The following is a 26671-nucleotide window of genomic DNA, read 5'->3' as shown; positions in this document are numbered from 1 at the left end:
AGGCGAATCCCCATGCGTACGACCTCCCGTTTGATCGGCCTGGGCCTGGCTGCCGCGCTGCTTGCAGCCTGTGGCAAGCAGGACACCCCGGCCGAAGCGCCCGCACCTGCCAAGGACAAGGCAACCAGTGCACTGGCCAGCAATGCGCCAGTGGAAGCAGCGCCCCTGCGTGGCACGCCGGATTTCGGCGGCACCACCCAGGTCGCGCGCGAGGCCGACGGCATCGGCAGCACCCCGGAACTGGCGGTGCTGGCGGCGTTGCAGTCGGCGGTGGCGCAGGTCAACGGCGTACGCGTGGCCAGCCAGATGCAGAGCCTGCGTGCAGGCCTGCATGTGGATGTGGATGACGAACACGTCGGTGATATCCGCGCCGACGCGTTCACCCAGCAGATGATCGCCGGCTCGCAGGGCGCGGTGCTGGGCTATGAAATCCTGTCGCAGGACGAAGTGCGGCAGCTGGATGAAGAAACCATCGCGCGCGTGCGCGCCAGCGACGAAGGCTGGAGCTTCAAGGGTTCGGCCTCTGCCAGCGCGTCCGGCGAGGCCACGGCCAAGGGCGGCGGAGCCTCGGCCAGCGTCAAGGAGAGCTACGACGAGAAGGTCAGCGTCGATGCCAAGCGTGGCGCAAGCTCGTTCGATTCGGATGTGACCCACCGCAGCATGCGCAGCTACTGGAAGGTGCGCGTGCGTGCACAGATTGCCCAGTACCGTGCACCGGACGAGCAGGGCAAGCCGAAGATCGTGGTCGCGCTGCCGCGCACCAAGGCCGGCAGCTATGCCGTGGGCGATGGCCGCGTGAGTGCCGATGAAGTGGCCGACGCGATCCGCGCGCGCCTGTCCGACACGCTGACCCAGACCCAGCGCTTCATCGTGCTGGATCGCGAGTTCGGCGACGAACTGCAGGCCGAGATCGACCATATCAACAGCGGCAACGTACGCCTGCAGGACACCACACGCGTCGGCCAGCAGCTGGCGACCGACCTGATCCTGATCCCGACCATCGAACGCTTCGAGTACCCGCGCAGCGTGCGCAACCTGCGCATGTCCGACCGCCAGGTGACCTCGTACTCCGGTGGCGGCCGCATCACCCTGCGCCTGGTCAACGCCACCACCGGCCAGGTGGTGATGTCCGACAGCTTCGACCACCAGCTGGCCTCGACCGGCCCGAGCACCCTGCCCCGCGTGGTCAACGGCCGCAACATGGCCGCGGCGATGATGGAATCGCTGTCGGGCCAGATCGGTACCACCATCGTCACCACGCTGTTCCCGGTGTCGGTGGTTTCTGTGGACGGTGACCAGGTGGTGCTGAGCCAGGGTGGCGAAACCCTGCAGGCCGGCCAGCGCTGGCAGGCCGTGCGCCTGGGCGAGGAACTGAAGGACCCGCAGACCGGCCGCTCGCTGGGCCGCAGTGAACACCCGTGCTGCACCATCCGCATCGACCGCGTGGCCGCACAGACCTCGTACGGCACCATCGAAGACGGCGTCGACGCGATGCGCGGCGGTTTCCGCCCGGGCCAGATCGAACTGCGCCAGAAGCTGGGCAGCAAGCCGGCCGCCGCCGCAGGTGCGACTGCCTCGGCCGCTCCCGCCGCCGCCGCACGCCCGGCGGCCAAGCCGAAGCCCAAGCCCGCTGCCGCCCCGGCCGAAGACCCGAACTGGTAACACCCTGAGTGGGTCAGAGCCCTTTTCCGGCGGGAAAAGGATCTGACCCCTTCGTGTTTCCGCGCGTGTCGACCAAGGTCGACACCCACCAACAGCAGTGGGACCCCGCCTACCCTCAGGAAACCAGCTTTTGCTGTTGCTTCGGCTGTTGCCGTTGTTTCGGCAGGTGCAGGGCGCAGCCCTGGCGAATCCCATTACACTCCAGAAGGATTTCCCTGCTGGAGAGAGCAATGAAACGAGTGGTACTGGGCGTGCTGGCCCTGTCGGTGTCGAGCGCACTGATGGCGGCCACCCCGAAATTCGATGGCGCGCGGATCTCCGCCGACGTCAAGGAACTGGCCTCCGACGCCTACGAAGGCCGCTCGCCGGCCACCGCCGGCGAAGAAAAGACCATCGCCTACCTCAGCAGGCAGTTTGCCGACGCCGGCCTGCAGCCGGGCGGCGACCTCAAGGACGGCAAGCGCCTGTGGACCCAGGCCGTGCCGCTGCGCAAGGGCGACATCGTCGGCGCACCGCAGCTGGCGCTGCACCAGGGCGGCAAGACCCTGCCGCTGGAGCAGGGCAAGCAGATCGCCGTGCGCGCCGCCATGAACGGCGCCAGCAGCGTCGACATCAGCAAGGCCCCGCTGGTGTTTCTCGGCTACGGCGTGAAGGCACCGGAGCGCAACTGGGACGACTTCAAGGGCGTGGACCTGAAGGGCAAGATCGCCGTGGTGCTGATCAACGACCCGGACTTCGAAACCGGCCAGGGTGATTTCGACGGCAAGGGCATGACCTATTACGGCCGTTGGACCTACAAGTACGAGGAAGGCGCCCGTCAGGGTGCGCTGGGCGTGCTGATCGTGCACGAGACCGCACCGGCGTCGTATGGCTGGGCCACCGTGGCCGGCTCCAACACCAACACCATGTTCGACGTGGTGCGTGACAACCCGGCAGAAAGCCACCCGCTGCTGGAAGGCTGGATCCAGCGCGACCTTGCCGTGGAGCTGTTCCGCTCGGCCGGGCAGGATTTCGAGGCACTGAAGAAGAAGGCGCAGCAGCGCGACTTCACCCCGGTGCCGCTGACCGGCGCCAGCCTGGACGCGAAGTACGCGGTGAAGACCGAAGTGATCACCTCGCACAACGTGGCCGCGCGCCTGGAAGGCAGCCGCCATCCGGACGAGACCATCATCTACAGCGCGCACTGGGACCACATCGGCGTGGGCGAGCCGGACGCGCGCGGTGACCGCATCTTCAACGGCGCGCTGGACAACGCCAGCGGCACCGCCTCGCTGGTCGAGCTGGCCCGTGGCTTCGCCAAGGAGAAGCGCCCGCAGCGCTCGCTGCTGTTCCTGGCGGTCACCGCCGAGGAAAAGGGCCTGCTGGGTTCTGAGTACTACGCCACCCATCCGCTATATCCGCTGGAAAAGACCGTGGCCGTGATCAACATGGACGGCATGGCGCCGTTCGGCCCGTCGCGTGACTTCGGCATCTACGGTGCCGCGCGCTTCGAGCTGCTGGACCAGCTGAAGGACGTGGCCAAGGGCTGGGATATCCGCTACACGCCGGACCCGAAGCCGGAAGCGGGCCTGTTCTTCCGCTCCGACCACTTCCCGTTCGCCAAGCGTGGCGTGCCGGCGCTGTCCTGGTCGGCCGGCCAGGACTGGGTGGACGGTGGCGTGGCCGCAGGCAGGAAGGCCTCCGAGGACTACACCGCCAAGCGCTATCACCAGCAGGGCGACGAGTGGCAGCCGGACTGGGTGTTTGCCGGTGCCGCGCGCGACCTGGAAGTGCTGTACACGCTGGGCAACCAGCTGGCCAATTCCCGCGATTGGCCGAACTGGAGCAAGGACGAGGCGTTCCGCGCCGTGCGTGACGCCAGCGCCGACCAGCGCAAATAACGGCGTCCGGTAGTGCCGGCCGCTGGCCGGCATTGCCGCCCCCGGAAACGCCGGGCCGTGCCCGGCGTTTCCATAACGGCTTCCATCCCAACTTTCCCGGCCTTCGTCGCAGCCTGCTTGCTTGCCCGGCGGGCCGCCTTATGCTCGGCTCACCCCCTTCCTCAAGGCGCCGCCGTGTTCGCCAGCCTCTCTCTCCTGATCCGCCACCTGCTGGCCTGGGCTGCCGCGCTGGTTGTCGCCGGCATGGTCTGGAGCGGCATCTTCAGCGGCATGAACGATGGCCCGGGCTGGATCTTCGGGCTGCTGGCGATGTTCCTGATCATTTCCGCGCTGGGCAGTGCCATCACCCACATCCGCCGGGTCTGGCTGGTGGCCGGTCGCCTGGATGCCACCACCCTGTCCGGCCGCCAGCGCCGCCAGATCGAACTGCCGATGGACGCGGGCCACGCCTTCTCGGTGGTGGAGGCGGCGATTTCCGAACTACCGCGCGTCGAAGACGTGGAAAGCTCGGCCGGCAGCCTGCAGGTGCGCGCCTATGTGCGCCGGGTCGACCTCTGGAACGGCCGCCAGCCCTCGCGCTGGAACCTGCCGGCGCGGCTGGCCATCAAGCGCAACAGCGTGCTGGCCACGGTCACGCCGGGGCAGGGCACCAGCACCGTCACCCTGCTGTTCGAACCCGATGCCGGCTGGTGGGCCGACCTGCTGGCGCTGGACGAAGGCAGCAACTACGAGAACGCCGAAGCAGTCACCCGTGCGATCAGCCGCCGCGTCGCCGACCAGCGCCGCGACGAACAGGCTGCGGCCGAACAGACCCAGGTGGAAAAGGAGCTGTCGGTGGCACGCTTGAACCTGTTGCATGCGCAGGTGGAACCGCACTTCCTCTACAACACGCTGGCCAACGCGCAGGTACTGACCCGCACCGATCCGGCGCGTGCCGAACAGATGCTCGGCCACCTCATTCAATACCTGCGCAGCTCGTTGCCGCAGGTGGACGAATCGGTATCCACGCTGGGCGTGGAGCTGGACCGCACCCGCGCGTACCTGGAAATCCTGCGCATCCGTATGGGCGCCCGCCTGGCGGTGGAAATGCAGGTACCGAACGAACTGCACGGCGTGCACCTGCCGGCGATGGCACTGCAGACGCTGGTGGAGAACGCGATCAAGCACGGCCTGGAACCCAAGCCCGGCGGTGGCACGATCTGGATACTGGCGCGCGGCTTCGATGACCACGTGACCGTGACCGTGGCCGACGATGGGCTTGGCTTCGGCCAGGGCACCAGCGGTACCGGCATCGGCCTGAAGAATCTGCGCGAGCGCCTGCGCCTGACCTGCGGCGAGCAGGCCGGCGTGGCGATCGTTGCCAACTTCCCCAGCGGCGTGGCCGCGACCATGACCCTGCCGCAGTCGCACAAGGAGCGCAGCCATGCCGCTTGAAGCCCTGATCGCCGAAGACGAAGAACTGCTGCGGCAGTCACTGGTGGAACAGCTGGGCCGGCTGTGGCCGGAGCTGAAGCTGGTGGCCGAGTGCGAGGACGGTGCCAGCGCGCTGGAGCAGCTGGCCGAGACGCAGCCGGACATCGCGTTCCTCGACATCCGCATGCCCGGCATCAGCGGCATCGAGGTCGCGCGCTCACTGTCCGAGCTGAGCCCGCGCACCCAGGTGGTATTCGTCACCGCCTACGACCAGTACGCCATCGATGCGTTCGAGCAGGGCGCGATGGACTACCTGTTGAAGCCGGTCAGTGACGAGCGCCTGCTGGCCACCCGCGAGCGCATCCTGTCGCGGCTGCCATCGACGCGCCAGGACGATGCCGTGCTTGAGCGCCTGCTGCAGCGGCTGGGCCCGTCGCAGGGCGCAGCGGAGCGCCCGCCACTGGCCTGGATCACCGCCAGCAACGGCCGCGAGACGCAGCTGATCATGCTGGAAGATGTGGCCTACTTCCGTGCCGACAACAAGTACACCACCGTGGTCACCGCTGCCGGCGAGAGCCTGCTGCGCACACCGTTGCGCGAACTGCTGGAAGTGCTCGACCCGCAGCACTTCCGCCAGATCCACCGCTCCACCATCGTTAACATGAAGGCGGTGGCAGCGGTGAGCCGCGACGATACCGGGCGCGGCGTGCTGCGCCTGCGCGGGCGCACGGAGACGCTGGTGGTCAGCCAACCGTTCATGAGCCTGTTCCGCGGCATGTAGCCGCGCCGCAGCCTCTGTCACCAGGAGCATTGCATGCGTTTTTTCCTGCTTGTCGGCTTCGCCGCATTGGCGCTTGCCGGTTGCCAGAAGTCCACTGAAACCGCGATCACCCGCACCACTGCCAATGGCGTGGACACGCTGTACAGCAAGCGCACGGTAGTGGACGGCGTGGCGCGTTTCCAGTGCATGGCCAGCCGCAGCGGCCAGTGCCATTACCTGGTGCTGGACCCGGCCTGTCGTCCTGATGCCGCCTGTGCGAAAGCGCCGATACGGTCGTTCGCGTTGGCGGCCGGCACGACCCGGGAGTTCAGGGGCCTGCCGAAGGGCTTCGCCCAGTGCGTCAGCGAGGATCGGAAAGAACAGTGCCACCGTGAGTGATCACGGTGGCATTGTGGCTCCCCCCGCTTCCCTGAAGGGTCAGTAGGCAGGCTGGAGTGTCAGGTCGTGGTGGTGCTCGTTCTCGCCCACGTGGTTGAGGCGGCCGACCAGTTCGGAGTGCTGCTTCATGCGCCCGATCTCGGTCATGATGCGGATGTCCTCGTGGCGCAGCTCGCGCTTGGCGGTGACCGCCTGCTTGTAATCGAGCACTTCCGGGTAATGCTCGGCCAGGTCCAGTGCCTCGGCCACGTGCTCGACGCTGTCGGCCTTGGAGCTGATGCGTGCGCGACTGTTGAACGCCTTCATCCAGCGCTCGAAACCGGCCTGCTGATCGAACATGTTGGCCATGAACCAGATCACGAACAGGATCGAGACCCACGAACCGAACACGACTACCACGCGGGTGAACGTGATATGGAAGTCGTCGCGCCAGAGGTAGTTGGCGATCAGGCCAAGAATCAGCAGCGAGGCTGCCTGCCAGCCGACGATCGAGGCGATCAGCCATTGGCACTTGGCCTGGGCCAGCACCGCGACTTCATCGCGGATCTGCTGTTCGCTGAGATTGCGCCAATGCGCGACCTGTTTATCGAACGGGCTGCTGTAGAGCTCGTTGTCGCGAAGCAGAATTCCCAAACCCTTGAACAAAGCAATCATGGCTGGCTCCTTGTGGAACGTGCGTCGATCAGCATTGGACGGTGTGGCGGTTCCAGTTCTAGCACTTCCAGCGAGCCGTGCAATGGGCGCAATGCCACGCTGTGCAAGGGCTTTCCCTGAATCGGTGAATGTTGTTGCATCGCAGCATCGAAGGCGCTGCCTGCGACAGGATGTCGCAGGGTGAAATGTGCTGCGGCCGCACATGAAACCGTGGCTGAGTACGAAGACTCGCCGCCGGCATCGTGATCGCCCAGAATCGGGGCCGACCGCGCAACTTGCGGCCATTCTTTCGCTTTTCCTGGACCAGTGATGCCGGCTCTGCTGCAGCGACTCTCCCGCCCCGTCACCGCGCCGATCCGGCGCTGGGTGCTGGAGGCCTTCCCCCGTGGCCAGAGCGGCATCGATTACGACCAGCCGCTGGGTGACCCGGGTTGGTTTGGACCCGACAGCGTGACCTGGCGCCTGCACGCCGAGTTCCCCTCGATGCTGGCCGGTGGCCTGTGCGCGCTGATGCTGCAGACCCTGCATCCGCGCGCGCTGGCCGGGGTCTACGATCACTCCAATTTCCGCCAGGACCTGGTGGGTCGCCTGCGTCGCACCACCGCGTTCGTTGCCGGTACCAGCTATGCGCCCACCGGCGAGGTGGAGGCGCTGGTGGCCAAGGTGCGCCGCATCCATGCACGGATCCGCGGCCAGACCGCACAGGGCGAACCCTACGCCGCCGATGATCCGCAGCTGCTGACCTGGGTGCATGTGACCGAGGCGTTCGGGTTCCTTCAGGGCTTCCGCCGGTACGGACGGGAGGTGCCGGCACACATCGCCGACCGTTACTACGATGAGTACCGCTGCGTGGCCGAGGCACTGGGTGCGGTGGACGTGCCGCGCAGCGAAGCGGAAGTGGCGGCGTACTTCTGTGCGCGGCAGCCGGAGCTGCGCGTCGACGAGCGCTCGCGCGAGGTGCTGGAGGTGCTGTCCGGCGTGCGCCTGCCGGTACCGGTGCCGGGGCTGTCGCGCGAAGTGTTCCTGGGTGCAGGCGCGGCACTGCTGCCGGACTGGGCCGAAGGCATGCTTGAACGCAGTGGCCGTCAGCGCGCGCAGGCCGCCGCGTCGGCGAAGCTGATGCAGGGCATGGCGCCGCTGTTCCGCCGTGCGTTGCCCGATGGCCTGGCCAGCCGCGCCTGTGCGCGCATGGGCGTGCCGGTGTCGGTGCTGCGCGAGTGGCCCAGCGTTCCCCGGTAGGTGCCAACCTTGGTTGGCACGCGTTGCGCGCGGTGCCGCAGGAGCGCCAACCAAGGTTGGCTTCTACCCGAGCGGATGCCGCAGTAGATCCACACCATGCGTGGATGGGCCTTACCCCGCCGACTTCAACCCGCGCAACAGCATCTCCAGCGCCGCCGTCGCCTGCCGCAGGCGCACGTCGCCATCCTCGCCCTCGGCGATCCAGAACGCGGCCTCGGCCAGGCTGCCATAGATCAGCGACGCCAGCGCCTGCGCATTCACTGGTGCCACCACGCCCTGGGCAACCAGATGTTCGATCAGGTGCTGCATCGAATGCACGCAGTGGCGCTGCGATTCCGGTGAGGCGCCACCGAGCACCGCGCGCGCGTCGCGCAGCACGATGCGCTGGATCTCCGGTTCCAGCGCCATCTCCAGGTACGCGCGGCAACGCTGCACGAAGCCCTCCCAGGCATCGTCGGCGGCATCACTGATCGCCTGCAGGCGCTGGTCGGTCTCGGCATCGAGCTGGGCGACGACAGCCGCCAGCAGACCCTTCTTGTCGCCGAAGTGGTGGTACATCGCGCCGCGGGTCAGCCCGGCCTGGGCGGTCAGGTCGTCCATCGAGGTGGCGGCATAGCCATGCTGGCTGAACACCCGGCGGGCGGTGGCCAGGAGGGTGGCGCGGGTTTCTTCCATCTCCGCGCGGGTGCGGCGAACCATTCAGAGCTCCTTACATACATAGTGCATGATTATTTACATACGGCGCGTATGAATGTAGCCTCTTATTCATACGCCCTGTATGTATTGTCATGGCGCCCCGTGCGCCAGGCAAGTCGCTGCCTTGGAGAACCTGATGGCCACCCCCTATCGCGACCTGTTCGCGACCCCCGGCACCGCCGGCCTCGCCCTGGCCGGGCTGCTGGCACGCCTGCCGCTGCCGATGACCGGTATCGGCATCATCACCTTGCTGTCCCAGCTGCGCGGCAGCTATGCACTGGCCGGTGCGGTGTCGGCCACCTTCGTGCTGACCTATGCGTTGCTGTCGCCGCAGGTGTCGCGCTGGGTCGACCGGCGCGGGCAGGGCAGGGTACTGCCATGGGCCACTGCGGCCAGTGCGGCCGGTCTGCTGTTGCTGCTCGCGTGCACGCTGCTGGCCGCGCCGGACTGGACGCTGTTCGTTGCGGCGATGCTGGCCGGCTGCATGCCCAGCGTGTCGGCGATGGTGCGAGCGCGCTGGACCGCGACCCATCGCGGACGACCACAGCTGCAGACCGCGTATTCGCTGGAGACCGTGTTCGACGAGGTGACCTTCATCGCCGGGCCACCGTTGTCCGTCGGATTGTCGGTGGCGGTATGGCCACAGGCCGGCGTACTGGCGGCCGCCCTGCTGCTGGTGGCCGGCGTCGCCGCACTGGTGCTGCAGCGGGGCACCGAGCCGCCGATACAGCACTACGAAGGTGCAACATCCTCGCACTCGCTGCTGCGGCAACCGGAGATCCGCCTGCTGGCGTTGCTGATGCTGGCGATGGGCGTGATCGTCGGCACCGTCGACATCACCAGCGTGGCATTGGCCGAGCTGCGCGGACAGCCACTAGCTGCCAGCTGGGTGCTGTCGGCCTACGCGCTGGGCAGCTGCGCGGCGGGCCTGCTGTTTGGTGCCCTGAAGCTGCCGATGCCTCTGCCGCGCCTGTTGCTGGCCGGAGCAGCGGCCACCGCATTGACCACGTTGCCGCTGCTGTGGGTCGGCAGTCTGCCGGCACTGGCCGCTGCGGTACTGCTGGCCGGGGTGTTCTTCGCGCCGACGATGATCGTGGCGATGTCGCTGGTTGAACAACGCGTGCCCGAAGCACGCCTGACCGAAGGCATGACGTGGCTGCTGGCCGGCCTCAACATCGGCGTGGCGCTGGGCGCGGCGCTGTCCGGACAGAGCGTCGATGCGGCGGGCGTGCGCAGCGGTTTTGTGGTTGCGCTGGCGGCAGGCGGTGGCGTGCTGCTGTTCGCCTTGCTCGTGCAACGTGCGCTGCGCCCGTCTGCCGCGTCCACATCCCCTGAAGGAATCATCCCGTGAGCGCTTCATCGCCTGCGCATGCCGCGTCTGTGCCCCGCCATCCGTGGTGGGCGGTCTCCGCCGTCGGCCTCGCCACGTTCTCGGTGGTCACCACCGAAATGCTGCCGGTCGGCCTGCTGACTCCCATCGCCGAAGATCTCGGCGCGTCCACCGGCACCGCCGGCCTGATGATCTCACTGCCCGCCCTGCTGGCGGCAGTGTTCGCCCCGCTTGCGGTGATCGCAGCCGGTGGCATCGATCGTCGCCGCATCCTGTGTGCGCTGTTGGGCCTGCTGCTGGTCGCCAACCTTGCGTCGGCGCTGGCACCTGGCATCGGCTGGCTGTTGGCCGCGCGTGTGCTGGTGGGGTTCTGCATGGGCGGCATCTGGAGCATTGCCGGTGGGCTGGCAGCGCGCCTGGTACCTGCGCAGCGCATCGGTCTGGCCACCTCGATCATCTTCGGGGGCGTGGCCGCAGCTTCGGTGCTCGGCGTTCCGTTGGGCGCGCTGATCGGGGATGCATTGGGCTGGCGCAGCGCGTTCGTGGCGATGACGTTGTTCAGTGCGGCGGTGATGCTGCTGCATCTGCGGGTGGTTCCCGCGTTGCCGGTCAGCACATCGGTGCGGCCGCGTCAGTTCGTGCAGCAGCTTGGCCAGCGCAACCTGCGGCGTGGCCTGTGGCTGACCGGGCTGCTGGTGTCCGGGCACTTCATCGCCTTCACGTACGTGCGGCCGCTGCTGACGTCCGTATCGGGCGTGGATGCGTCGTGGATAGGTGCACTGCTGTTTGGGTACGGCCTGGCTGGCATCGCCGGCAACTTCATCGCCGGGCCGCTGGCTGCGCGCCATCCACTGGGCATGCTGCTGGCGATAGCCTCGGGCCTGCTGCTGACGCCTCTGCTGTTCCTGTGGGTGGGAAATATGCCCTCCGCAGGTATTGCGGTGCTGCTGCTGTGGGGTCTGGCCTATGGCGGTGTATCGGTGGGCCTGATGAGCTGGATGATGAAGGCGGTGCCGCAGGCCGTGGAGATCGCCACCGCGTTGTATGTGGCGGTATTCAACATCGGCATCGCAATGGGTGCGTGGGGTGGTGGCCGCCTGCTGGATGGCGTGGGCCTGCATGCGAATCTGTGGGCTGCGGCGGTGTTGGCTGGGAGTGCCCTGCTGATGGCTGCCATCACCCGCAGGTAGATCCACGCCATGCGTGGATTCCTACCCCGTGCCGACCAAGGTCGGCACCCACCAGAGCAAAGTATGTGCCGACCAAGGTCGGCACCCACCAGAGCGGAGTATGTGCCGACCAAGGTTGGCATCCACCAGAACGAGGCATGCGCCGACGATGGTTGGCCGCTACCCGGAAATGAAACGGGCGCCTTGCGGCGCCCGTTCCGGTTACATCACCACACCTTGACCCGCTTGTCCGGGGCCAGGTACAGCTTCTGGCCTTCCTTCACTTCGAACGCCGGGTACCAGGCGTCGATGTTGCGCACGGTCAATGCGCGGAACTGGCCCGGGGCATGCACATCGGTCAGCAGCGAATTGCGCAGCGCCTGCTCGCGGCTCTTGCTGCGCCACGCCTGGGCGAAGCCGAGGAAGAAGCGCTGGTCCGGGCTGAAGCCTTCCAGGGTCTGGCCCGGCTTGCCCTGCAGCGACAGCTGGTAGGCATCGTAGGCGGTACCCAGGCCAGCCACGTCGGCGATGTTCTCGCCCAGGGTCAGCTTGCCGTTCACGTGCACGCCGGGGAACGGCTCGTAGCTGCTGAACTGCGCGGCCAGCGCATCACCGGCGGCGTTGAACTGCTTCAGGTCCTCGGCGGTCCACCAGTTGTGCAGCTTGCCGGTCTCGTCGAACAGCGCGCCGGCGTTGTCGAAGCCGTGGCTGATCTCGTGGCCGATCACCGCACCGATCGCACCGTAGTTCACCGCGTCATCGGCAGCGCCGTCGAAGAACGGCGGCTGCAGGATCGCGGCCGGGAACACCAGGCGGTTCTCCAGCGGCACGTTCATCGCATTGATGGTCTGCGGCAGCATCGCCCACTCGCTGTGGTCGACCGGCTTGCCCAGCTTGGCGATGTTGCGCTGGTACTCGAACAGCTCGGCGCGCTGTGCATTGCCCAGCGGGTCATCACGGCGGATCTCCAGGCCGGTGTAGTCGCGCCACTTCTCCGGATAGCCCATGCCCACGGTCAGGCCCGTGACCTTGGCCTTGGCATGCGCCTTGGTCTGCGGCGACATCCACGACAGCGCGTCGATGCGCTTGGCAAAAGCGGCGATGATGTTCTTCGCCATCTCGTCCGCACGCTCCTTGGTCCTGGCGTCGAAGTGCTTTTCGACGTAGCGCTTGCCGATCGCTTCGCCGACGGCATGGTTGGCATCGTCCACCGCGCGCTTCCAGCGGTCGCTCTGCTGCGGCGTGCCGCTCAGCGCGGTGCCATGGAAGGCGAAGCGGGCATCGGCGAACTTCTTCGGCAGGTAGGCGGCGGCACGGTCCAGCGCGTGGAACGCCAGGTAGTCCTTCCAGGCGTCCAGCGGCTCGGTGGCGACCAGCCTGGACAGGCCGGCCACGGCCTTGGGCTGCCACACGATGAAGTCCTGCTGGTTGCCCAGCGCCGCCGCATCGAGGAAGGCGTTCCAGTCCAGGCCCGGCGCCTTTGCATTGAAGTCGGCCTGGGTCCAGGGGTTGGCGCCCTTGGTCACGTCGTTGGTTTCTTCCTGGGTGGCATGCGCCTGCGCGATCTTCGTTTCCAGCGCGAGGATGCGCTGCGCCTTGCCGGCCGGGTCGGCGACGCCGGCCAGCTGCAGCATCTGTGCGATGTAGGCCTGGTACTGCTTGCGCAGTTCGGCCATGCGGCCATCGCCCAGGTAGAAATCGCGGTCGGGCATGCCCAGGCCGCCCTGCACCAGGTACGGCGCGGTGCGATCCGGCTGCAGCATGTCCACCGACACCCACAGGCCGAACAGGCGGTCGGTGTAGAAGTTGGTGGCGTTGAGCAGGTCGACGTCGGCGCGCAGGTCGCCGCCGAGTGCGCGGGCCAGCCCGGCCTTGTCGGCGATCGCATCGATGGCCTTCAGCTGCGGCTGCACCGGCGCCAGACCGTGCTGCTCGATGCCGGCTTCGTCCATGTAGGCGGCGTAGTAGTCGCCGATCAACTTGTCGTCGCCGCTGGCCTGGGTGTTGCCGGCGGCCCCTTCCAGGATGGCGCGGGTGTCGGCCAGGGTCTTCTCGGCAATGACATTGAAGCTGCCGAAGCGCGAGCGGTCGGCCGGAATCTCGGTGTTCTTCACCCAGGTGCCGTTGGCGAAGCCGAAGAAGTCGTCGCCGGCGGCGATGCTGCGGTCCATGCCGCTGGCATCGAAGCCGAAACTGCCCAGCATCGGCTTGGCCGCAGCGGGGGCGGCATCGGCCGGCGCGGTGGCACCGACGGCCGGGTCGGCCGGGCGGTCACAGGCGGCCAGGGACAGGCTGGCAACAATGGCCAGCGCCAGGGTGGGACGGCGCAGCTTGGACATGGACTTCTCTTGCAGCGGAAAACCCCAAGTCTAATCCGCTCCGGCGCCACTGGCCGCCCCCCTGCGGGGCCCGCCCTGTGCAGGATCTGGCTGAACGTGCGGATGCGATCTTCACGCCGTCACCGGGGTGGTGCATGCTGGACCCTCGAGCCCTGCGCGGACACGGGGAGGTGGCCATGCAGGATGGGGTCAGGCGTCAAGAATGGCGTCCGCCGGCCGTTGAGGTCGGGGACGTGGAGGATTCGTTCGCGCATGAAGCCAGCCGACTGCACAAGGAACATCAACCGATGCCCGCGCTGAAACGGGCGTTGGCCCGGCCGCTGCGCGCCATCACCTGGGGCGGTGTGCTGCTGGGCGTACTGCTGGTGACCGGTCTGGCCCTCATGCTGGTCAACGACCACCACCGCCGCCTGGAAGCGGCGCAGCGGCAGAGCCGCGCGCTGGCGGTGGGCAGCGAGCGCCTGCTGGCGCTGGAGCTGCGCAACCTGGAGCGGGCCATGACCGGCATCGCCGCCGACGCCGCGGAACTGTTCCGCAGCGTGCCGGCACAGGCGCCGGCCTTGCTGGATGCCTCCATCGGCGGCGTGCTGCGCCGGCACGCCGAACTGCACAGCATCGTGGTGCTCGACAGCTATGGCCGCGCATTGACGGCCGGCAAGGGCGACCTGCAGTTGCCGTTGTGGACCGATCCGCAACGGCGCGGCTCGGGCAGCGCGCTGTACATCGGCCCACCGCAGCGCGCCAGCGACGGGGGCTGGGTGGTCCCGCTGGCGCTGCCGATGGCCGATGGGCGCTGGCTGCTGGCACGGCTGCGCTGTGGCGAACTGCAGCGCATCGTCGGCGGCCTGGATGTCGGTCCCAACGGATTGGTCTCGATCAGCGATGCCCAGGGCTACATGCTGGCCCGCGTACCCGATCCGCATGGCACGGTGGGCCGCCGCTATGACCTGCCGCGCCGGGACCTGCTCGGCACGCAGGCAGTGGTCGAGCTGGGCAGCATGCCCGGCGTTGTCGACGGCGTGCCGCGCATCCTCACCATCAGCACGCTCGAACGCAGCCCGCTGGCGGTGCAGGTCGGCCTGGCCGACGAAGATGTACTCGCACCGTGGTGGCCGTACCTGAAGGCGTCGGTGGCGATCGTACTGGCCTACATCGCGGTGTTGCTGGTACTGCTGTACGCCGTGCGCCGCAGCACCCGCAGCCAGCAGGCGATGGCCGAGGAACTGAAGACGGGCCACGCCGAGCTGCGCCTGGCGCACCAGGTCGGGCGTGTCTGCACCTGGTACGTGGATGAGGACGCCGCGCTGCTGCGCTGGTCGCCGCTGGCCCGCGAGATCTTTGGGGTACAGACCGACGCCTTGCCGGTCGCGGATTTCTTCGCGCGCGTGCATCGCGATGATGCCGCGCGCCTGCAGCAGGCCTTTGACCAGGCCTTCGCCGGCAGCGCTGTGCTCGACCAGGTGTTCCGCCTGGTGCTTCCCGGGGGCGAGGTGCGCTGGGTCGGCGCGCGCGGGCAGCGGGTGGAAGTGGCCGACAGCGAGCGGCGCATGATCGGTGCGCTGACCGACCTGAGCGAACGCTATCAGGCGCGCGAGCAGATGAGCGAAGTGGAACGCCGCTTCCGCCTGCTGTTCGACCGCAATCCGGCACCGTTCTGGGTGTTCGACCCGGATACGCTGCGCTTCATCGAGGTCAACGACGCTGCAGTGCGCCAGTACGGCTACAGCCGCGACGAGTTCCTGGCGATGAGCATCCTCGACATCCGCCCGCGCGAAGGCTGGGACGAAGTGCGTGGTGCCATCCAGCGGGCGCAGGTGGGCGATCCCCCCGACGCGACCGTGCGCCTGCACCGGCGCAAGGACGGCAGTGTGTTCGAGGTGCGCGCACACCTGTCCAAGCTCGACTTCGACGGACAGCCCGCGTGCCTGGTGCTGGCCGAGGATGTCAGCGAGCGTCTGGCCTACGAGCGCGACCTGGCCTATCAGGCACGGCACAACCCGGCCACCGGCCTGCTCAATGTGCGCGCCCTGACCGAACAGCTGGACGAGCAGGAGGAGGGCTACACCATCGCCTTCGTGCAGCTGCGCGGGCTGCAGCTGGTGGCCGATACGCTGGGCCGCGAGATCGGCGATGCGGTGCTGCAGTCGATGGCGACCCGGCTCGGGGGCCTGGGCGCACGCTGTGGCACGCTGGCGTTCCAGCCGGCCGAGGATTTCGTCTTCGCCATCGGTGCCGAGCACGATACCCAGCGCGTGCTGGACGACCTGCTGCAGATCGTGTCGGCGCCGATGCGCGGCAAGGACTCGCTGCACCAGTTCGAGCCGCGCATCGGCGTGGCCGTGCACATCGCTGGTGACGGGCACACGGCCGAGCAGGTGATCGGCATGGCCGCGCAGGCCGCGCATGCGGCGCGCGCCGAGGGCAACGTGGTGGTCTGGTTCGACGCGGCCGTGACCACGCGCCTGGCCGACCGCCTGCGCCTGGCCGGGCGCATCCATGCCGCCATCGACAACGAATTCCAGCTGTATTTCCAGCCGATCCGGCATGCCGGCGATGGCAGCCCGGCAGCGCTGGAGGCACTGCTGCGCTGGCCGCAGGCCGATGGCAGCTTCATCCCGCCCAACGAGTTCATCCAGCTGTGCGAGGACACCGGGTTGATCCTGGCACTGGGCCGCTGGGTGATCCGCGCGGCGGCGAAGGCGCAGCGCCGTCTGGTCGAGGCCGGGTGGGGTGAGTTGCCGATCGCGGTCAACGTGTCGGCGGTTCAGTTCTTCAACAGCGACCTGGTGGCCGAATTCACCCGTGCCCAGCAGGATTTCGGCCTGGCCCGTGGCGCGCTGCACGTGGAGCTGACCGAGAGCAGCCTGATGCGCAAGCCGGCACAGGCGATGCAGACCATGCAGCGCCTGCACGAGCAGGGCATCCGCGTGTCGCTGGATGATTTCGGCACCGGCTATTCCAGCATGTCCTACCTGCAGCACCTGCCGCTGGACATCCTGAAGATCGACCGCAGCTTCGTCGCCGACGTGGAAACCAATCCACGCAATGCCTCGATCTGCCGCGCGCTGCTGTCGCTGGGCCACAGCATGGGCCTGACCATCATCGCTGAAGGCGTGGAGACGCCGGGGCAGCTGGACTGGCTGGCTGCGCATGGCTGTGACCAGGTGCAGGGCTACCTGTTGGGGCGGCCGGCGCCGCTGGAACAGATCATCGACGCGCTGGATGAGGTCCCCGCCTGATCGGGTTTCGTATGTGCCGGCCAGCGGCCGGCACTACCCGATCGAAGCACGACGGGGCTTCGTATGTGCCGGCCAGCGGCCGGCACTACCCGACCGAAGCATGACGGGGTTCGTATGTGCCGGCCAGCGGCCGGCACTACCGGCAAGCGCCAGACTCGGCTACACCCCGGTGTCCACCAGATGGTCGATGAAACTGCGCACCTTCGGTGCCAGGTGGCTGCGGCTGGTGTAGACCGCGAAGATGCCGATCGGCGAGGCCTCCCATTCCGGCAGTACGCGCACCAGGCGGCCATCGGCCAGCGCGTCTTCCAGCAGGAAGTCGGGCTGCAGGATGACGCCCATGCCGGCGATCGCCGCTTCACGCAGCACGTCGCCGTTGTTGGCGTGCAGCAGGCTGTTCACCGCTACTTTCACTTCGCCGCCCGGCCCCTGCAGCGGCCAGTGGTCACCGGCGGCCCAGTAGCTGTAGCCCAGGCAGGCGTGCGCCTGCAGGTCCTGCGGGGTCTGAGGGGCGCCGCGTGCGGCCAGGTAGGCCGGCGCGGCGCACAGGCTCACCCGCGATTCGCCCAAGCGGCGGGCGATCAGGGTGGGGCCCGGCTCGCGGGTGATGCGGATGGCCACGTCGTAGCCTTCCTCGACCATGTCCACCAGGCGGTCGGACAGGGCCAGGTCCAGTTCCACCTGCGGAAAGCGTTCGCGGTAACTGGCCAGCAGTGGGCCGAGGCGGGCGATGCCCCAACTGACCGGTGCATTGATGCGCAGCATGCCGGAGGGCTCCAGCGCCTGCGCGCCGATGCTGGCCTCCAGCGCGTCGAACTCGGCCAGCAGGCGCACGCATTGGGCGTAGTAGGCGGCGCCGGTGCTGGTGGGGCTGACCCGCCGCGTGGTGCGATGGAGCAGGCGGGTGGACAGGCGCTTTTCCAGTGCGGCGACCTGGCGGGTAACGCCGGCGGTGGACATGTCCAGGGCCTGGGCGGCGGCGCTGAAGCCGTTGCGCTCGACCACCGCCACGAACACGCGCATCGCCTCAAGGGTGTCCATTGTTGCGCCTTCTGAAATAAATACGGTCAATCGATCGTATTTATCGGCCCGTGAAGGCGCAATAACCTGAGCCCACTCCCTTCAAGGTGCTTTCCGATGCACGCCACGACCGCTCCTGTTTCGCCGCTGGCCCCGTATGGCGCCACCCTGCTGCGCCTGGCCCTGGGCGTGCTGTTCCTGGTCCATGCGCTGACCAAGCTGCTGGTATTCACCCCGGCCGGCACGGCAGCATTCTTCGAGTCGCTGGGCCTGCCCGGCGTGCTTGGCTACCTCACCCTCGGCGTCGAGCTGGTGATCACTGTCGCGCTCCTGCTGGGCATCTATGCGCGCTGGGTGGGCCTGGTCGGCGTGCCGCTGCTGCTGGGCACCATCGTCACCGTGCACGGCGCCAACGGCTTCGGTTTCGCCAATGCCGGCGGCGGCTGGGAATACCCGGCGTTCTGGGCGCTGGCGCTGGTGGTGCTGTTCCTGGTCGGCGATGGCAAGTGGACCCTGCGTTCGCGCTGATCGCCGCCTGATCCTGCAACTGGAGAATTCCATGTCCCGCCTGCCTTCGCTGTACATCTCCCATGGTTCGCCGATGACCGCCCTGCATCCGGGCCAGGTCGGTGTGCGCCTGGCCGAGCTGGCGCGCGACCTGCCGCCGCCGCGCGCCATCGTGATGGCCTCGGCGCACTGGCTGGGCCGGCAGCCGCTGGTCGGCGCACATCCGCAGCCGCCGACCATCCACGACTTTGGTGGCTTCCCGCGCGGGCTGTTCGAACTGCAATATCCGGCGCCGGGTGATCCGGCACTGGCCGAAGAAGTGGCTGGCCGCATCGCCGCCGCAGGCCTGCCAGTGGCCATCGACCCGCAGCGTGGCCTCGACCACGGCGCGTGGGTACCGCTGCGGCTGTTGCGCCCGCAGGCCGACATCCCGGTGGTGCCGGTGTCGATCCAGCCGCTGCTCGGCCCCGAGCATCAGTTCGCGCTGGGCCGCGCGCTGGCACCACTGCGCGAACAAGGCGTGCTGCTGGTCGGCTCGGGCAGCATCACCCACAATCTGCACGACTGGGGCGACTACCAGGACGGCAAGGAAGCGCCATACGTGCGGCCCTTCATCGAGTGGGTGGAGCAGCGGCTGGCCGCTGATGACCGCCAGGCGCTGTTCGATTACCGCCGGCAGGCCCCGTTCGCCGAGCGTGCGCACCCGACCGACGAGCACCTGCTGCCGCTGTTCTTCGCGATGGGAGCGGCCGGTGAGGGCGGTTTCGGCGCACGCCGCATCGACGCTGGCATCGATGCCGGCTTCCTGGCCATGGATCTGTACCGGTTCGACGGGGCATGAGCCGGGGCTGACGCGCGGCGGCCCCGGCCGTCGCGGTCAGGGCCGCATGTGGTAGTTTTTTCCGGGTTTCCGGCGCTGGCCCTCGTGCCTCCCCACGCGCCGCTTCCTGGAAGAAGCATGCATACCATTGAAGTCGTCCTGGCGATGCTGGTGGCCGTTGTCGCCAGCGGCTACCTGGTTCGCGTCCTCCCGTTCTCGCTGCCGTTGCCGCTGGTGCAGATCGGCCTGGGCGCGGTGATCGCCGGCGTGTTCAACCGCGGCCATGCGCTGGAGCCGGAAGTGTTCTTCCTGCTGTTCCTGCCGCCGCTGCTGTTCCTGGACGGCTGGCGCATTCCCAAGCAGGGCCTGTTCCGCGACAAGGGCGCGATCCTCGAACTGGCGTTCGGCCTGGTGGTGTTCACCGTGATCGGCGCCGGCCTGCTGATCCACTGGATGATTCCGGTGATGCCGCTGGCAGTGTGCTTCGCGCTGGCGGCCATCGTCTCGCCGACCGACCCGGTGGCGGTCGGGGCGATCGCCTCCAAGGCACCGATCCCGAAGCGCCTGATGCACATCCTGGAAGGCGAGTCGCTGCTCAACGATGCGTCCGGCCTGGTCTGCTTCCGTTTCGCGGTGGCCGCGGTGATGACCGGCTCCTTCTCGCTGGCCACGGCCTCGCTGACCTTCCTGTGGGTGGCGGTGGCCGGCCTTGCCGTGGGCGTGGCGGTCACCCTCGGCGTGTCCACCTTCCAGCGCTGGTTGTGGCGCCGCTTCGGCGAAGAGCCGGGTGCGGCGATGCTGGTCAACCTGCTGATTCCGTTCGCGGCCTACCTGCTCGCCGAAGAAATCCATGCCTCGGGCATCCTCGCTGCGGTCGCCGCCGGTATCGCGATGAGCTACGTCGAGCTGACCGGCCGTGTCTCCGGCAGCATGCGCGTGCAGCGCGCGGGCGTCTGGAACATGCTGCAGTTCAGCTTCAACGGCATCATGTTCGTGTTGCTGGGCGAGCAGCTGCCGGGCATCGTCGAGCGCGCCACCACCACCATGAACGAGTCCGGCCACCAGAGTGCCTGGTGGCTGCTGGTATACGTGGTGGTGATCAACCTGGCGCTGATCCTGCTGCGCCTGCTGTGGGTATGGCTGTCGCTGCGCTGGAACCTGCTGCGCGCGCGCCGCCGTGGCCTGGAGCGGGGCGAGGCGCCGAACTGGCGCATCGTGGTGGCGACCTCGGTGGCTGGTGTGCGCGGCGCGATCACCCTGGCCGGTGTGTTGACCCTGCCGCTGTTCCTGCCCGATGGCAGTGCGTTCCCGGCGCGCGACCTGGTGATCTTCCTGGCCGCGGCGGTGATCCTGTTCTCGCTGATCGGCGCCAGCGTGGCGCTGCCGCAGCTGCTGAAGGGCCTGCAGCTGCCAGCCGATTCGGGCGAGCGCAAGGAAGAGGACCTGGCACGCAAGCTGTCCTCGAAGGCCGCGCTGGCCGGGGTCGAACGCATGCGCCAGCAGCTGGTGATGAACCAGAACACCGAGAACGTGCAGCTGTACAACGATGCTGCCTCGCGGGTGAGCCTGCTGTACCAGCGGCACCTGGAGAAAGACAACGACGGCCCCGACGTGGACCCGGAGAAGGTGCGGCGCATGGAACTGGGTTACCGCCAGCTGCGCAGCGCGGGCCTGAATGCCGAGCGCGAGGAACTGTTCCGGTTGACCCGGCGCGGGGTGATCTCCGATGAGATCTCGCGGCGCCTGATCCGCAACCTGGACCTGCTGGAATCGCGCAAGCGCGAATGACGCGGCGGTCGTGCGCCGTCGAGCGGGGTCAGGTCCCTTTCCGCAGGAAAGGGACCTGACCCCAGGTCGGAACAGCGGGTTATTCCGGCTTCTGGTCCAGGAAATACACCTCGACCTTGCCCTTGACCTTGATGGTCATCGGATTGCCGCGGCGGTCGCGGGCCTTGCCGGCCTGCACGCGGATCCAGCCTTCGCTGACCGAGTATTCCTCGACGTTGTCGCGCTCGACGTCGTTGAAACGCACGCCAACGCCGCGCTCCAGCGCCTGCGCATCATGGAAGGGGCTGGCCGGGTTGATCGCCAGGTGGTCGGGAGGGGTATCGCTCATCGCTTCATTCACAGTGACGGCCACCAAGGCCGGCTTCAGCGGCACAGGATAAACCGTAGAATGCGGGCCTGCCCCAGAGGACGTTCCGCCATGCCCGACAACAGCGACTATTTCGACTTCGAGGAAGACATCCACGACTTCGACGAGGAGGGCTTCGAGGCGCGGGTCTGGAACCTGCTGGTGCTGATCAACCCGGGCGACGAAGAGCTGGCCCTGCAGCAGTTCAACCGCTGGCGCGAGCACCTGTCCGAGGACGGGCAGCCGCTGGAAGCGGACAGCGACTGGCTGCCGGCGCTGTTCACCGCCATCGCCTGGCAGTCCGGTTTCGATGTGGAGCGCGATGACCTGGAATCGCTGCAGTCGGCGGTGAACGAGCTGTCGGCGCGCTTCAACCTGCAGCTGGACTGGGGCGGCGACCTGGACGACGAGGACTTCGCCGAGGGCCTGGACGGCGTGCAGCTGATGTCCACCGCCTTCGACCGCCTGCGCGAGCACAACTACACGCTGTGGAGCGTGGATGCCGGCAGCGACGGCTTCACCGGCGTGATGGCGCTGACCCGCGACGACGACGCGATGCTGGCGCTGTGCTCGCTGCTGAACGTGGAAATCCGGCTGGGCAGCGACCCGTTCTGAGCGATGGGCCGATCCGCCGGGCACGACCCGGCGGGGACGATCTGCTGGGCGCGGCCTACGGCCGGTACTGCGCCCTGGCGTTGGCAATCACCGCTTTGACCAGGTCACGGTCGGTGTGCCGGGAAATCGCCCGCGCACCGAGCGCTATTGCCTGTGCGCGCAGCTCGGTAGTGACGTCGTAGTGCGCACCGCTGGCCTTGTTCTGGAAGGCCCGCAGGGGAATGCCGAGCTGCGCCGCCATCGCGTGCAGCTCGGCCAGGGTGTCGGCCATCAGGTGCGCCCAGCGCTGTCCGCGCCAGGGATGCACCGCGTCATCGACGTAGACCGTCACCCGCCGCGGCCGGTTCAGGCCTGCGGCTTGCTGTCGCTGTCAGCGGCCGGGGCGGCCTCGGCAGCGGCTTCTTCGGCCGCGTCGCCTTCGACGGCTTCGCCTTCTTCGCCTTCAGCGGCGTCGACGCCTTCGAACTCGGCAACCAGCTTGTCCAGGTATTCGTCAGCGGTCTGCTCGGATTCGGCAGCCAGGGTGTCCAGCAGCTTCTGCAGCAGTTCGGAGTACTCCAGGTTGACCTTGCGGCCTTCCTTCTCCTGCACGTTGGCCAGGTGCTTGAGCATGGCCAGCATCGGTACCGGATTCTCGGCGTTGCCCATGGTCTGGCCGCCGATCGCCAGCAGCCACTCACGGCCCTGCAGGCCGATGGCCGCGACCACCTGGCCGTCTTCGTTGGTCAGCACGGCATGGTTCTGCACCTGCTGCTGGGCATTCAGGCGGAGGAACGGGCGCTTGGCCTGCTGCTTCTTGCGCTTGTCGCGCTTGGCCTTGGAGTTCTGGGACATGGAGTGGGGTCACCTGGAAACGGAAAGACCGCCATTGTACCGGCCGCACGCAGGCGGGGTCAGATCCCTTTCCATGGGAAAGGGATCTGACCCCGGTTCAATGTGCCACGGGCGCGGCCTCACCTTGCGCGGCCTGCACGTCCGGGTCCGCGGTCGGCGCCGACAGTCCCACCTGCGGGCCGGCACCGGCCAGGGCGGCCGCTTCGGCGGCCTGGGTCATCACCACGATGCTGATGCGGCGGTTGATCGGGTTCTGCGGGTCGGCCTTGTCGAACAGCACCGACGAAGACAGGCCGACCACGCGGGTGATCTTGCTGTCCTCCAGGCCACCGTCCACCAGCGCACGCCGTGCGGCGTTGGCACGATCGGCGCTCAGCTCCCAGTTGCCGTAGCCGCGCGCGGCCGAATAGGCGGTGATGTCGGTGTGGCCGGTCAGGCTGATCCGGTTCGGCACATGGTTCAGGTAGTTGGCCAGCTCGTGCAGGATCTGTTGCGTGTACGGCTTCAGCGTAGCGCTGCCGAGGTCGAACATCGGCCGGTTCTGCTTGTCCACGATCTGGATGCGCAGGCCTTCCGGGGTCAGGTCCAGCAGCAGCTGGTCCTTGAACGGCTCCAGTGCCTGGCTCCTGCTGATCGCTTCCTGCAGTTCCTTCATCAGCGCTTCCAGCTGCTGCTTGTCGCGCTGCTGCTGGTCCACCGGCTGTGGCACCGCTTCCTTCTGGTTCTGGAAGGGATCGTTGCTGCTGCCGCGCGAGATGTCGGTGGCACCACCCAGCTTGATCATCGAGGTGCTGGCGCCGCCCGGACCGGCCATGCCGGGCGCCGGCGTGGCGTTCTGCCCGCTCAGCGGGCTGGGGTTGCGGAAGTACTCGGAAATGGCCGCACGGTCGTTCTTGTTGGTGGTGGCCATCAGCCACAGCACCAGGAAGAACGCCATCATCGCGGTCACGAAGTCAGCATAGGCCACCTTCCACGAACCGCCATGATGGGCGGCGTGGCCGGCCTTCTTGACCCGGCGGACGATGACAGTGGGCTTGGTCTCGGCCATGGTTTACTTGACCGTCTTCAGGTGCTGCTCGAAATCGGAGAAGGCCGGGCGCACGTTCGACGGCAGCGTCTTGCGGGCGAATTCCAGCGCGATCTTCGGGTTGTAGCCGCGCAGGCAGGCCAGCAGGGCGGTCTTGACCGATTCGTAGATGCGGCTGTCCTGCTCGGCGCGGGCCTCCATTGCTGCCGCCATCGGGCCGACGAAGCCGTAGCCCAGCAGGATGCCGAGGAAGGTACCGACCAGCGCGCCGGCCACGTGGCCACCGACCTCGACGATGTCACCGCCGATCGAGCCCATGGTGATGACGATGCCGAGCACCGCCGCGACGATGCCGAAACCGGGCAGTCCGTCGGCGACCTTGGTCAGCACCTGCGACGGCGCCATGGCCTCGGCGTGGTGCTTCTCCAGTTCCAGCTCCAGCAGCGGCTCGAGCTCGTGCGGCTCGATGTTGCTGCCGATCATCAGGCGCAGGCAGTCGGTGATGAAGTCGATCAGGTGGTGGTCGGCCTGCACCTTGGGGTAGTTGGCGAACAGGGCGCTCTCGGCCGGCCGCTCGACATGGTCTTCCAGGGCCATGAAGCCTTCGCGGCGGGCCTTGTTGAGCAGTTCATAGAGCAGGCTGAGGACATCGATGTAGTCCTGCTGCTTGTAGCGCGGACCCTTGAAGACACCGACCATGGCCTGCAGGGTCTGCTTGACCGTCTTGGCCGGGGTGCCGACCAGGAACGCGCCCAGTGCGGCACCGCCGATGATGACCAGCTCGTAGGGCTGCCAGAGGGCACCCAGGCGGCCGTGGGCACCGAGGTAGCCCCCGATCACGCTGATGATGACGACCAGGAATCCAACGATGATGAGCATGGGGCGACGCAAGGAGGGGGGATATCTCCTTGTCGGCCCGTCACCCGGTTTTCTGAAGAGGGAATTCTGTGAAATCGGTCAGCGGGGTGTTTCAGCCCGCCACACCGCTTTCCGCGCCGCCACGCTGCAACGGGTCGGGCCAGGGCTCGCCATTGCCGGTGAACGAAAGTGAGACGGAGTTCAGGCAGTGGCGCTCGTAGGTGGGCGGCGGACCATCCGGGAATACGTGGCCGAGGTGGCTGCCGCAGCGCGCGCAGGTGATCTCGGTGCGCACCATGCCATGGCTGGTATCGCGGATCTCGCGCACGTGCGCCGGGTCGAACGGGGCGAAGAAGCTGGGCCAGCCGGTGCCGGAATCGAACTTGGTGCTGGAGCGGAACAGCGGCAGCGCGCACAGCCGGCAGCAGTAGACGCCCTCGCGCTTGTTGTCCAGGAACACGCCGCAGAACGGCGCTTCGGTACCGTGCTGCAGCAGCACGCGGCGCTCTTCGCTGCTGAGGCCGGCGATCAGCGCCTCGGTCTGGGTGGCAGTGGGGGGCGTCAGGTCGAAGGCAGTCATGCCGGCTCTCCGTGGGGTCGATGGCCTGGGGATGCCGGAAAACGTGGGGGTGCCGGCGCGCGCTTGCAAGTGTGACGGCCGTTCATGGGCGGCACACAGGTGCAGGCGCAAGGTAAATGCGATCCACGCCGGAGCGTGCCATGAAACCGACCCTTCCCCTGCTGCTGATGGCCCTGTTGCCCACGTTGGCGCTGGCCCAGGTGCCTGCTGCCGACCCGACGGTCACCCGCAGCGCGACCACCGTGGCTCCGGCGCCGGTGGTACCGCCGCCGCAGGCCGCACGCCCGCAGCCGCAGGTGCTGCCGTCGCCGCAGCCGGCGCAGCCGATCAGGTCCACGGGTCCTGCCCGGATTGCGCCCGCCCCGGCGCCGAGGCCGGCCGACAAGGTCTATGACCGCAATGGCCGCATCGTGCCTGGCGTGCGCCCGGCTGGCCCGAACCGGGTGTTCGATTCGCGTACCGGCCGCTATTACGACAGCGTGCCGGCCGGCGATGGGCAGCAGATCAAGCGCTGACCTCGGATGCCAGGCAAGGGTGGCAGCTTCCACACACTGCACGGCCTGAACGCACGAAAACAACATCCTGCCGATCACTGCTTTTTCGCCTGCGATTAACCGTGCCGGGACCACCGTGGCCCTGCGCCGGCATTCCGCCGCCGCATGTCCTTTGTCCACTGGATCGCGATCATGAAAAACCAGCAGAACCGTCATCCCGGCAAGGAACCGCAGGGCCGCAACCCGCAGCATCAGCAGCAACAGCAACAGATGGAACCGCAGCAGCCGCACAAGGGTGGCAAGCAGCAGGAACAGCGCTCGCAGAAGCATCCGCAGCAGCGCTGACTGTCGACATGACCGGGGTCAGAGTCCGCTGCGCGGGATCTGACCCCTTGCCTGACCCCGACCGGGGCCGGATCCCGCAACGCGGGCTCTGACCCCAACCTGCGACCGCCTCAATCCGGAATCGGCAGGCTCAGCGTTTCCTTCACTTCTTCCATCACGATGTAGCTTTTGGATTCACGCACATGCGGCAGTGTCAGCAAGGTGCTGCCGAGCAGCTTGCGGTAGGAGGCCATCTCACTGATCCGCGCCTTCAGCAGGTAATCGAAGTCGCCCGAGACCAGATGGCACTCGAGCACATTGGGCAGCTTCAGGGCGGCGCGCCGGAACTCTTCGAAGATGTCACCGGACTTGTAGGCCAGGCTGATCTCCACGAACACCAGCAGGCTGGCCTTCACCGCCGCCGGGTCCAGGTGGGCGTGGTAGCCGGTGATCACCGCTTCGCGCTCGAGCCGGCGCACGCGCTCGGTGCACGGGGTGGTCGACAGGCCGACCCGCTCACCCAGTTCGGTGAAGGAAATACGGCCCTCCGCCTGCAGGATGCGCAGGATCTTGCGGTCGATCTTGTCCAGTTCGCGGGTACGGGTGGCCATGGCCGTCAACCTTGGGGAATGAATTGCAGGAGAACATCCTGCCGGTTGATTTCAAATCAGGCAAATC

At 67.7% G+C, this 26671-nt stretch carries 26 protein-coding genes; 15 read left to right on the top strand and 11 right to left on the bottom strand.

Annotation, left to right across the window (positions count from 1 at the left end):
* The first annotated feature begins 12 nt into the window (after positions 1-12).
* From VG556_RS16260 to VG556_RS16240, 5 genes are all read left to right on the top strand, one after another.
* Complete coding sequence (locus tag VG556_RS16260) at positions 13-1662, top strand: CsgG/HfaB family protein (RefSeq protein WP_100449303.1); 1650 nt, start codon at positions 13-15, stop codon at positions 1660-1662.
* 230 nt (positions 1663-1892) lie between these two features.
* Positions 1893-3542 carry a M28 family metallopeptidase gene (locus VG556_RS16255; RefSeq protein ID WP_032959265.1) on the top strand — a complete coding sequence of 550 codons (1650 nt, stop codon included), beginning with the start codon at positions 1893-1895 and terminating at the stop codon, positions 3540-3542.
* A gap of 174 nt (positions 3543-3716) precedes the next feature.
* Entirely contained in the window at positions 3717-4976 is a 1260-nt protein-coding gene (locus tag VG556_RS16250) for a sensor histidine kinase (RefSeq protein WP_049441365.1), read from the top strand.
* A complete protein-coding gene (locus tag VG556_RS16245) occupies positions 4966-5736 on the top strand; it encodes a LytR/AlgR family response regulator transcription factor (RefSeq protein WP_014645782.1) in 771 nt (256 codons plus the stop codon). Before VG556_RS16250 ends, VG556_RS16245 begins: the two co-directional genes overlap by 11 nt.
* A gap of 33 nt (positions 5737-5769) precedes the next feature.
* Positions 5770-6114, top strand: a complete 345-nt coding sequence (locus VG556_RS16240; protein WP_100449304.1) for a hypothetical protein — start codon at positions 5770-5772, stop codon at positions 6112-6114.
* Positions 6115-6153: 39 nt separating this feature from the next.
* Here the strand turns inward: VG556_RS16240 and VG556_RS16235 are convergent, their stop codons facing one another.
* The gene (locus VG556_RS16235; protein WP_014645784.1) at positions 6154-6768 is read right to left on the bottom strand and encodes a hypothetical protein; all 615 of its coding nucleotides are present in this window, start codon (positions 6766-6768) and stop codon (positions 6154-6156) included.
* Between the two features lie 309 nt (positions 6769-7077).
* On the opposite strand from VG556_RS16235, the gene VG556_RS16230 reads away from it, so the two are divergent.
* The gene (locus VG556_RS16230) at positions 7078-8007 is read left to right on the top strand and encodes an oxygenase MpaB family protein (protein WP_100449305.1); all 930 of its coding nucleotides are present in this window, start codon (positions 7078-7080) and stop codon (positions 8005-8007) included.
* A gap of 111 nt (positions 8008-8118) precedes the next feature.
* On the opposite strand, the gene VG556_RS16225 is transcribed toward VG556_RS16230, so the two are convergent.
* On the bottom strand, positions 8119-8706 hold the full coding sequence (locus tag VG556_RS16225) for a TetR/AcrR family transcriptional regulator (RefSeq protein ID WP_100449306.1): 588 nt from the start codon (positions 8704-8706) through the stop codon (positions 8119-8121).
* 133 nt (positions 8707-8839) lie between these two features.
* Here VG556_RS16225 and VG556_RS16220 point away from each other — a divergent pair, with 133 nt between their 5' ends.
* Together VG556_RS16220 and VG556_RS16215 are read left to right on the top strand one after the other, a co-directional pair.
* A complete protein-coding gene (locus VG556_RS16220) occupies positions 8840-10054 on the top strand; it encodes an MFS transporter (protein ID WP_049406328.1) in 1215 nt (404 codons plus the stop codon).
* The gene (locus VG556_RS16215; RefSeq protein ID WP_100449307.1) at positions 10051-11223 is read left to right on the top strand and encodes an MFS transporter; all 1173 of its coding nucleotides are present in this window, start codon (positions 10051-10053) and stop codon (positions 11221-11223) included. The genes VG556_RS16220 and VG556_RS16215 overlap by 4 nt, the downstream gene beginning before the upstream one ends.
* 206 nt (positions 11224-11429) lie before the next feature.
* Here the strand turns inward: VG556_RS16215 and VG556_RS16210 are convergent, their stop codons facing one another.
* Entirely contained in the window at positions 11430-13541 is a 2112-nt protein-coding gene (locus VG556_RS16210; protein WP_032959257.1) for a M13 family metallopeptidase, read from the bottom strand.
* 176 nt (positions 13542-13717) lie between these two features.
* On the opposite strand from VG556_RS16210, the gene VG556_RS16205 reads away from it, so the two are divergent.
* Positions 13718-16780: a bifunctional diguanylate cyclase/phosphodiesterase gene (locus VG556_RS16205; RefSeq protein ID WP_032959255.1), complete on the top strand. Its 3063-nt coding sequence runs from the start codon at positions 13718-13720 to the stop codon at positions 16778-16780.
* Between the two features lie 159 nt (positions 16781-16939).
* On the opposite strand, the gene VG556_RS16200 is transcribed toward VG556_RS16205, so the two are convergent.
* Positions 16940-17821, bottom strand: coding sequence for a LysR family transcriptional regulator (locus VG556_RS16200; RefSeq protein ID WP_049408296.1), 882 nt, complete (start codon positions 17819-17821; stop codon positions 16940-16942).
* Between the two features lie 96 nt (positions 17822-17917).
* Between VG556_RS16200 and VG556_RS16195 the strand changes: the two genes are divergently transcribed.
* The 3 genes from VG556_RS16195 to VG556_RS16185 all read left to right on the top strand — a co-directional run bounded on the left by VG556_RS16195 (position 17918) and on the right by VG556_RS16185 (position 20915).
* Positions 17918-18328: a DoxX family protein gene (locus VG556_RS16195; RefSeq protein WP_046428617.1), complete on the top strand. Its 411-nt coding sequence runs from the start codon at positions 17918-17920 to the stop codon at positions 18326-18328.
* A 31-nt stretch (positions 18329-18359) separates the two neighbouring features.
* Entirely contained in the window at positions 18360-19148 is a 789-nt protein-coding gene (locus VG556_RS16190; protein ID WP_049408294.1) for a dioxygenase, read from the top strand.
* Positions 19149-19265: 117 nt separating this feature from the next.
* Positions 19266-20915, top strand: a complete 1650-nt coding sequence (locus VG556_RS16185; protein WP_014645794.1) for a Na+/H+ antiporter — start codon at positions 19266-19268, stop codon at positions 20913-20915.
* 79 nt (positions 20916-20994) lie between these two features.
* Here VG556_RS16185 and VG556_RS16180 read toward each other — a convergent pair whose 3' ends face one another.
* Entirely contained in the window at positions 20995-21243 is a 249-nt protein-coding gene (locus VG556_RS16180; protein WP_005415112.1) for a DUF3297 family protein, read from the bottom strand.
* 90 nt (positions 21244-21333) lie between these two features.
* On the opposite strand from VG556_RS16180, the gene VG556_RS16175 reads away from it, so the two are divergent.
* Entirely contained in the window at positions 21334-21876 is a 543-nt protein-coding gene (locus VG556_RS16175) for a DUF6630 family protein (RefSeq protein ID WP_032959249.1), read from the top strand.
* A gap of 55 nt (positions 21877-21931) precedes the next feature.
* Here VG556_RS16175 and VG556_RS16170 read toward each other — a convergent pair whose 3' ends face one another.
* From VG556_RS16170 to msrB, 5 genes are all read right to left on the bottom strand, one after another.
* Positions 21932-22207: a DUF4031 domain-containing protein gene (locus VG556_RS16170; RefSeq protein WP_049408292.1), complete on the bottom strand. Its 276-nt coding sequence runs from the start codon at positions 22205-22207 to the stop codon at positions 21932-21934.
* A gap of 14 nt (positions 22208-22221) precedes the next feature.
* Positions 22222-22710: a hypothetical protein gene (locus VG556_RS16165; protein ID WP_049408290.1), complete on the bottom strand. Its 489-nt coding sequence runs from the start codon at positions 22708-22710 to the stop codon at positions 22222-22224.
* A 97-nt stretch (positions 22711-22807) separates the two neighbouring features.
* Positions 22808-23758 (bottom strand): flagellar motor protein MotB, encoded by a 951-nt coding sequence (gene motB / locus VG556_RS16160; protein WP_014645798.1) that lies wholly within the window; start codon positions 23756-23758, stop codon positions 22808-22810.
* Positions 23759-23761: 3 nt separating this feature from the next.
* Positions 23762-24616 (bottom strand): flagellar motor stator protein MotA, encoded by an 855-nt coding sequence (gene motA / locus VG556_RS16155; RefSeq protein ID WP_014645799.1) that lies wholly within the window; start codon positions 24614-24616, stop codon positions 23762-23764.
* A gap of 91 nt (positions 24617-24707) precedes the next feature.
* Entirely contained in the window at positions 24708-25175 is a 468-nt protein-coding gene (gene msrB / locus VG556_RS16150) for a peptide-methionine (R)-S-oxide reductase MsrB (RefSeq protein WP_005415117.1), read from the bottom strand.
* A 140-nt stretch (positions 25176-25315) separates the two neighbouring features.
* Here msrB and VG556_RS16145 point away from each other — a divergent pair, with 140 nt between their 5' ends.
* Both VG556_RS16145 and VG556_RS16140 read left to right on the top strand, forming a co-directional pair.
* Complete coding sequence (locus VG556_RS16145) at positions 25316-25690, top strand: classical arabinogalactan protein 4 (protein ID WP_100449309.1); 375 nt, start codon at positions 25316-25318, stop codon at positions 25688-25690.
* Positions 25691-25834: 144 nt separating this feature from the next.
* Positions 25835-26014, top strand: coding sequence for a hypothetical protein (locus VG556_RS16140; protein WP_014645802.1), 180 nt, complete (start codon positions 25835-25837; stop codon positions 26012-26014).
* A gap of 110 nt (positions 26015-26124) precedes the next feature.
* On the opposite strand, the gene VG556_RS16135 is transcribed toward VG556_RS16140, so the two are convergent.
* Entirely contained in the window at positions 26125-26604 is a 480-nt protein-coding gene (locus VG556_RS16135) for an Lrp/AsnC ligand binding domain-containing protein (protein ID WP_004140558.1), read from the bottom strand.
* Positions 26605-26671: the final 67 nt, after the last annotated feature.

Origin of the sequence: Stenotrophomonas sp. CASM106 (genome assembly GCF_049384825.1) — a bacterium.
GTDB lineage: Bacteria > Pseudomonadota > Gammaproteobacteria > Xanthomonadales > Xanthomonadaceae > Stenotrophomonas > Stenotrophomonas muris.
Note: the sequence above shows the minus strand (reverse complement) of the source record. Positions and strands in the feature narration are given on the sequence as shown.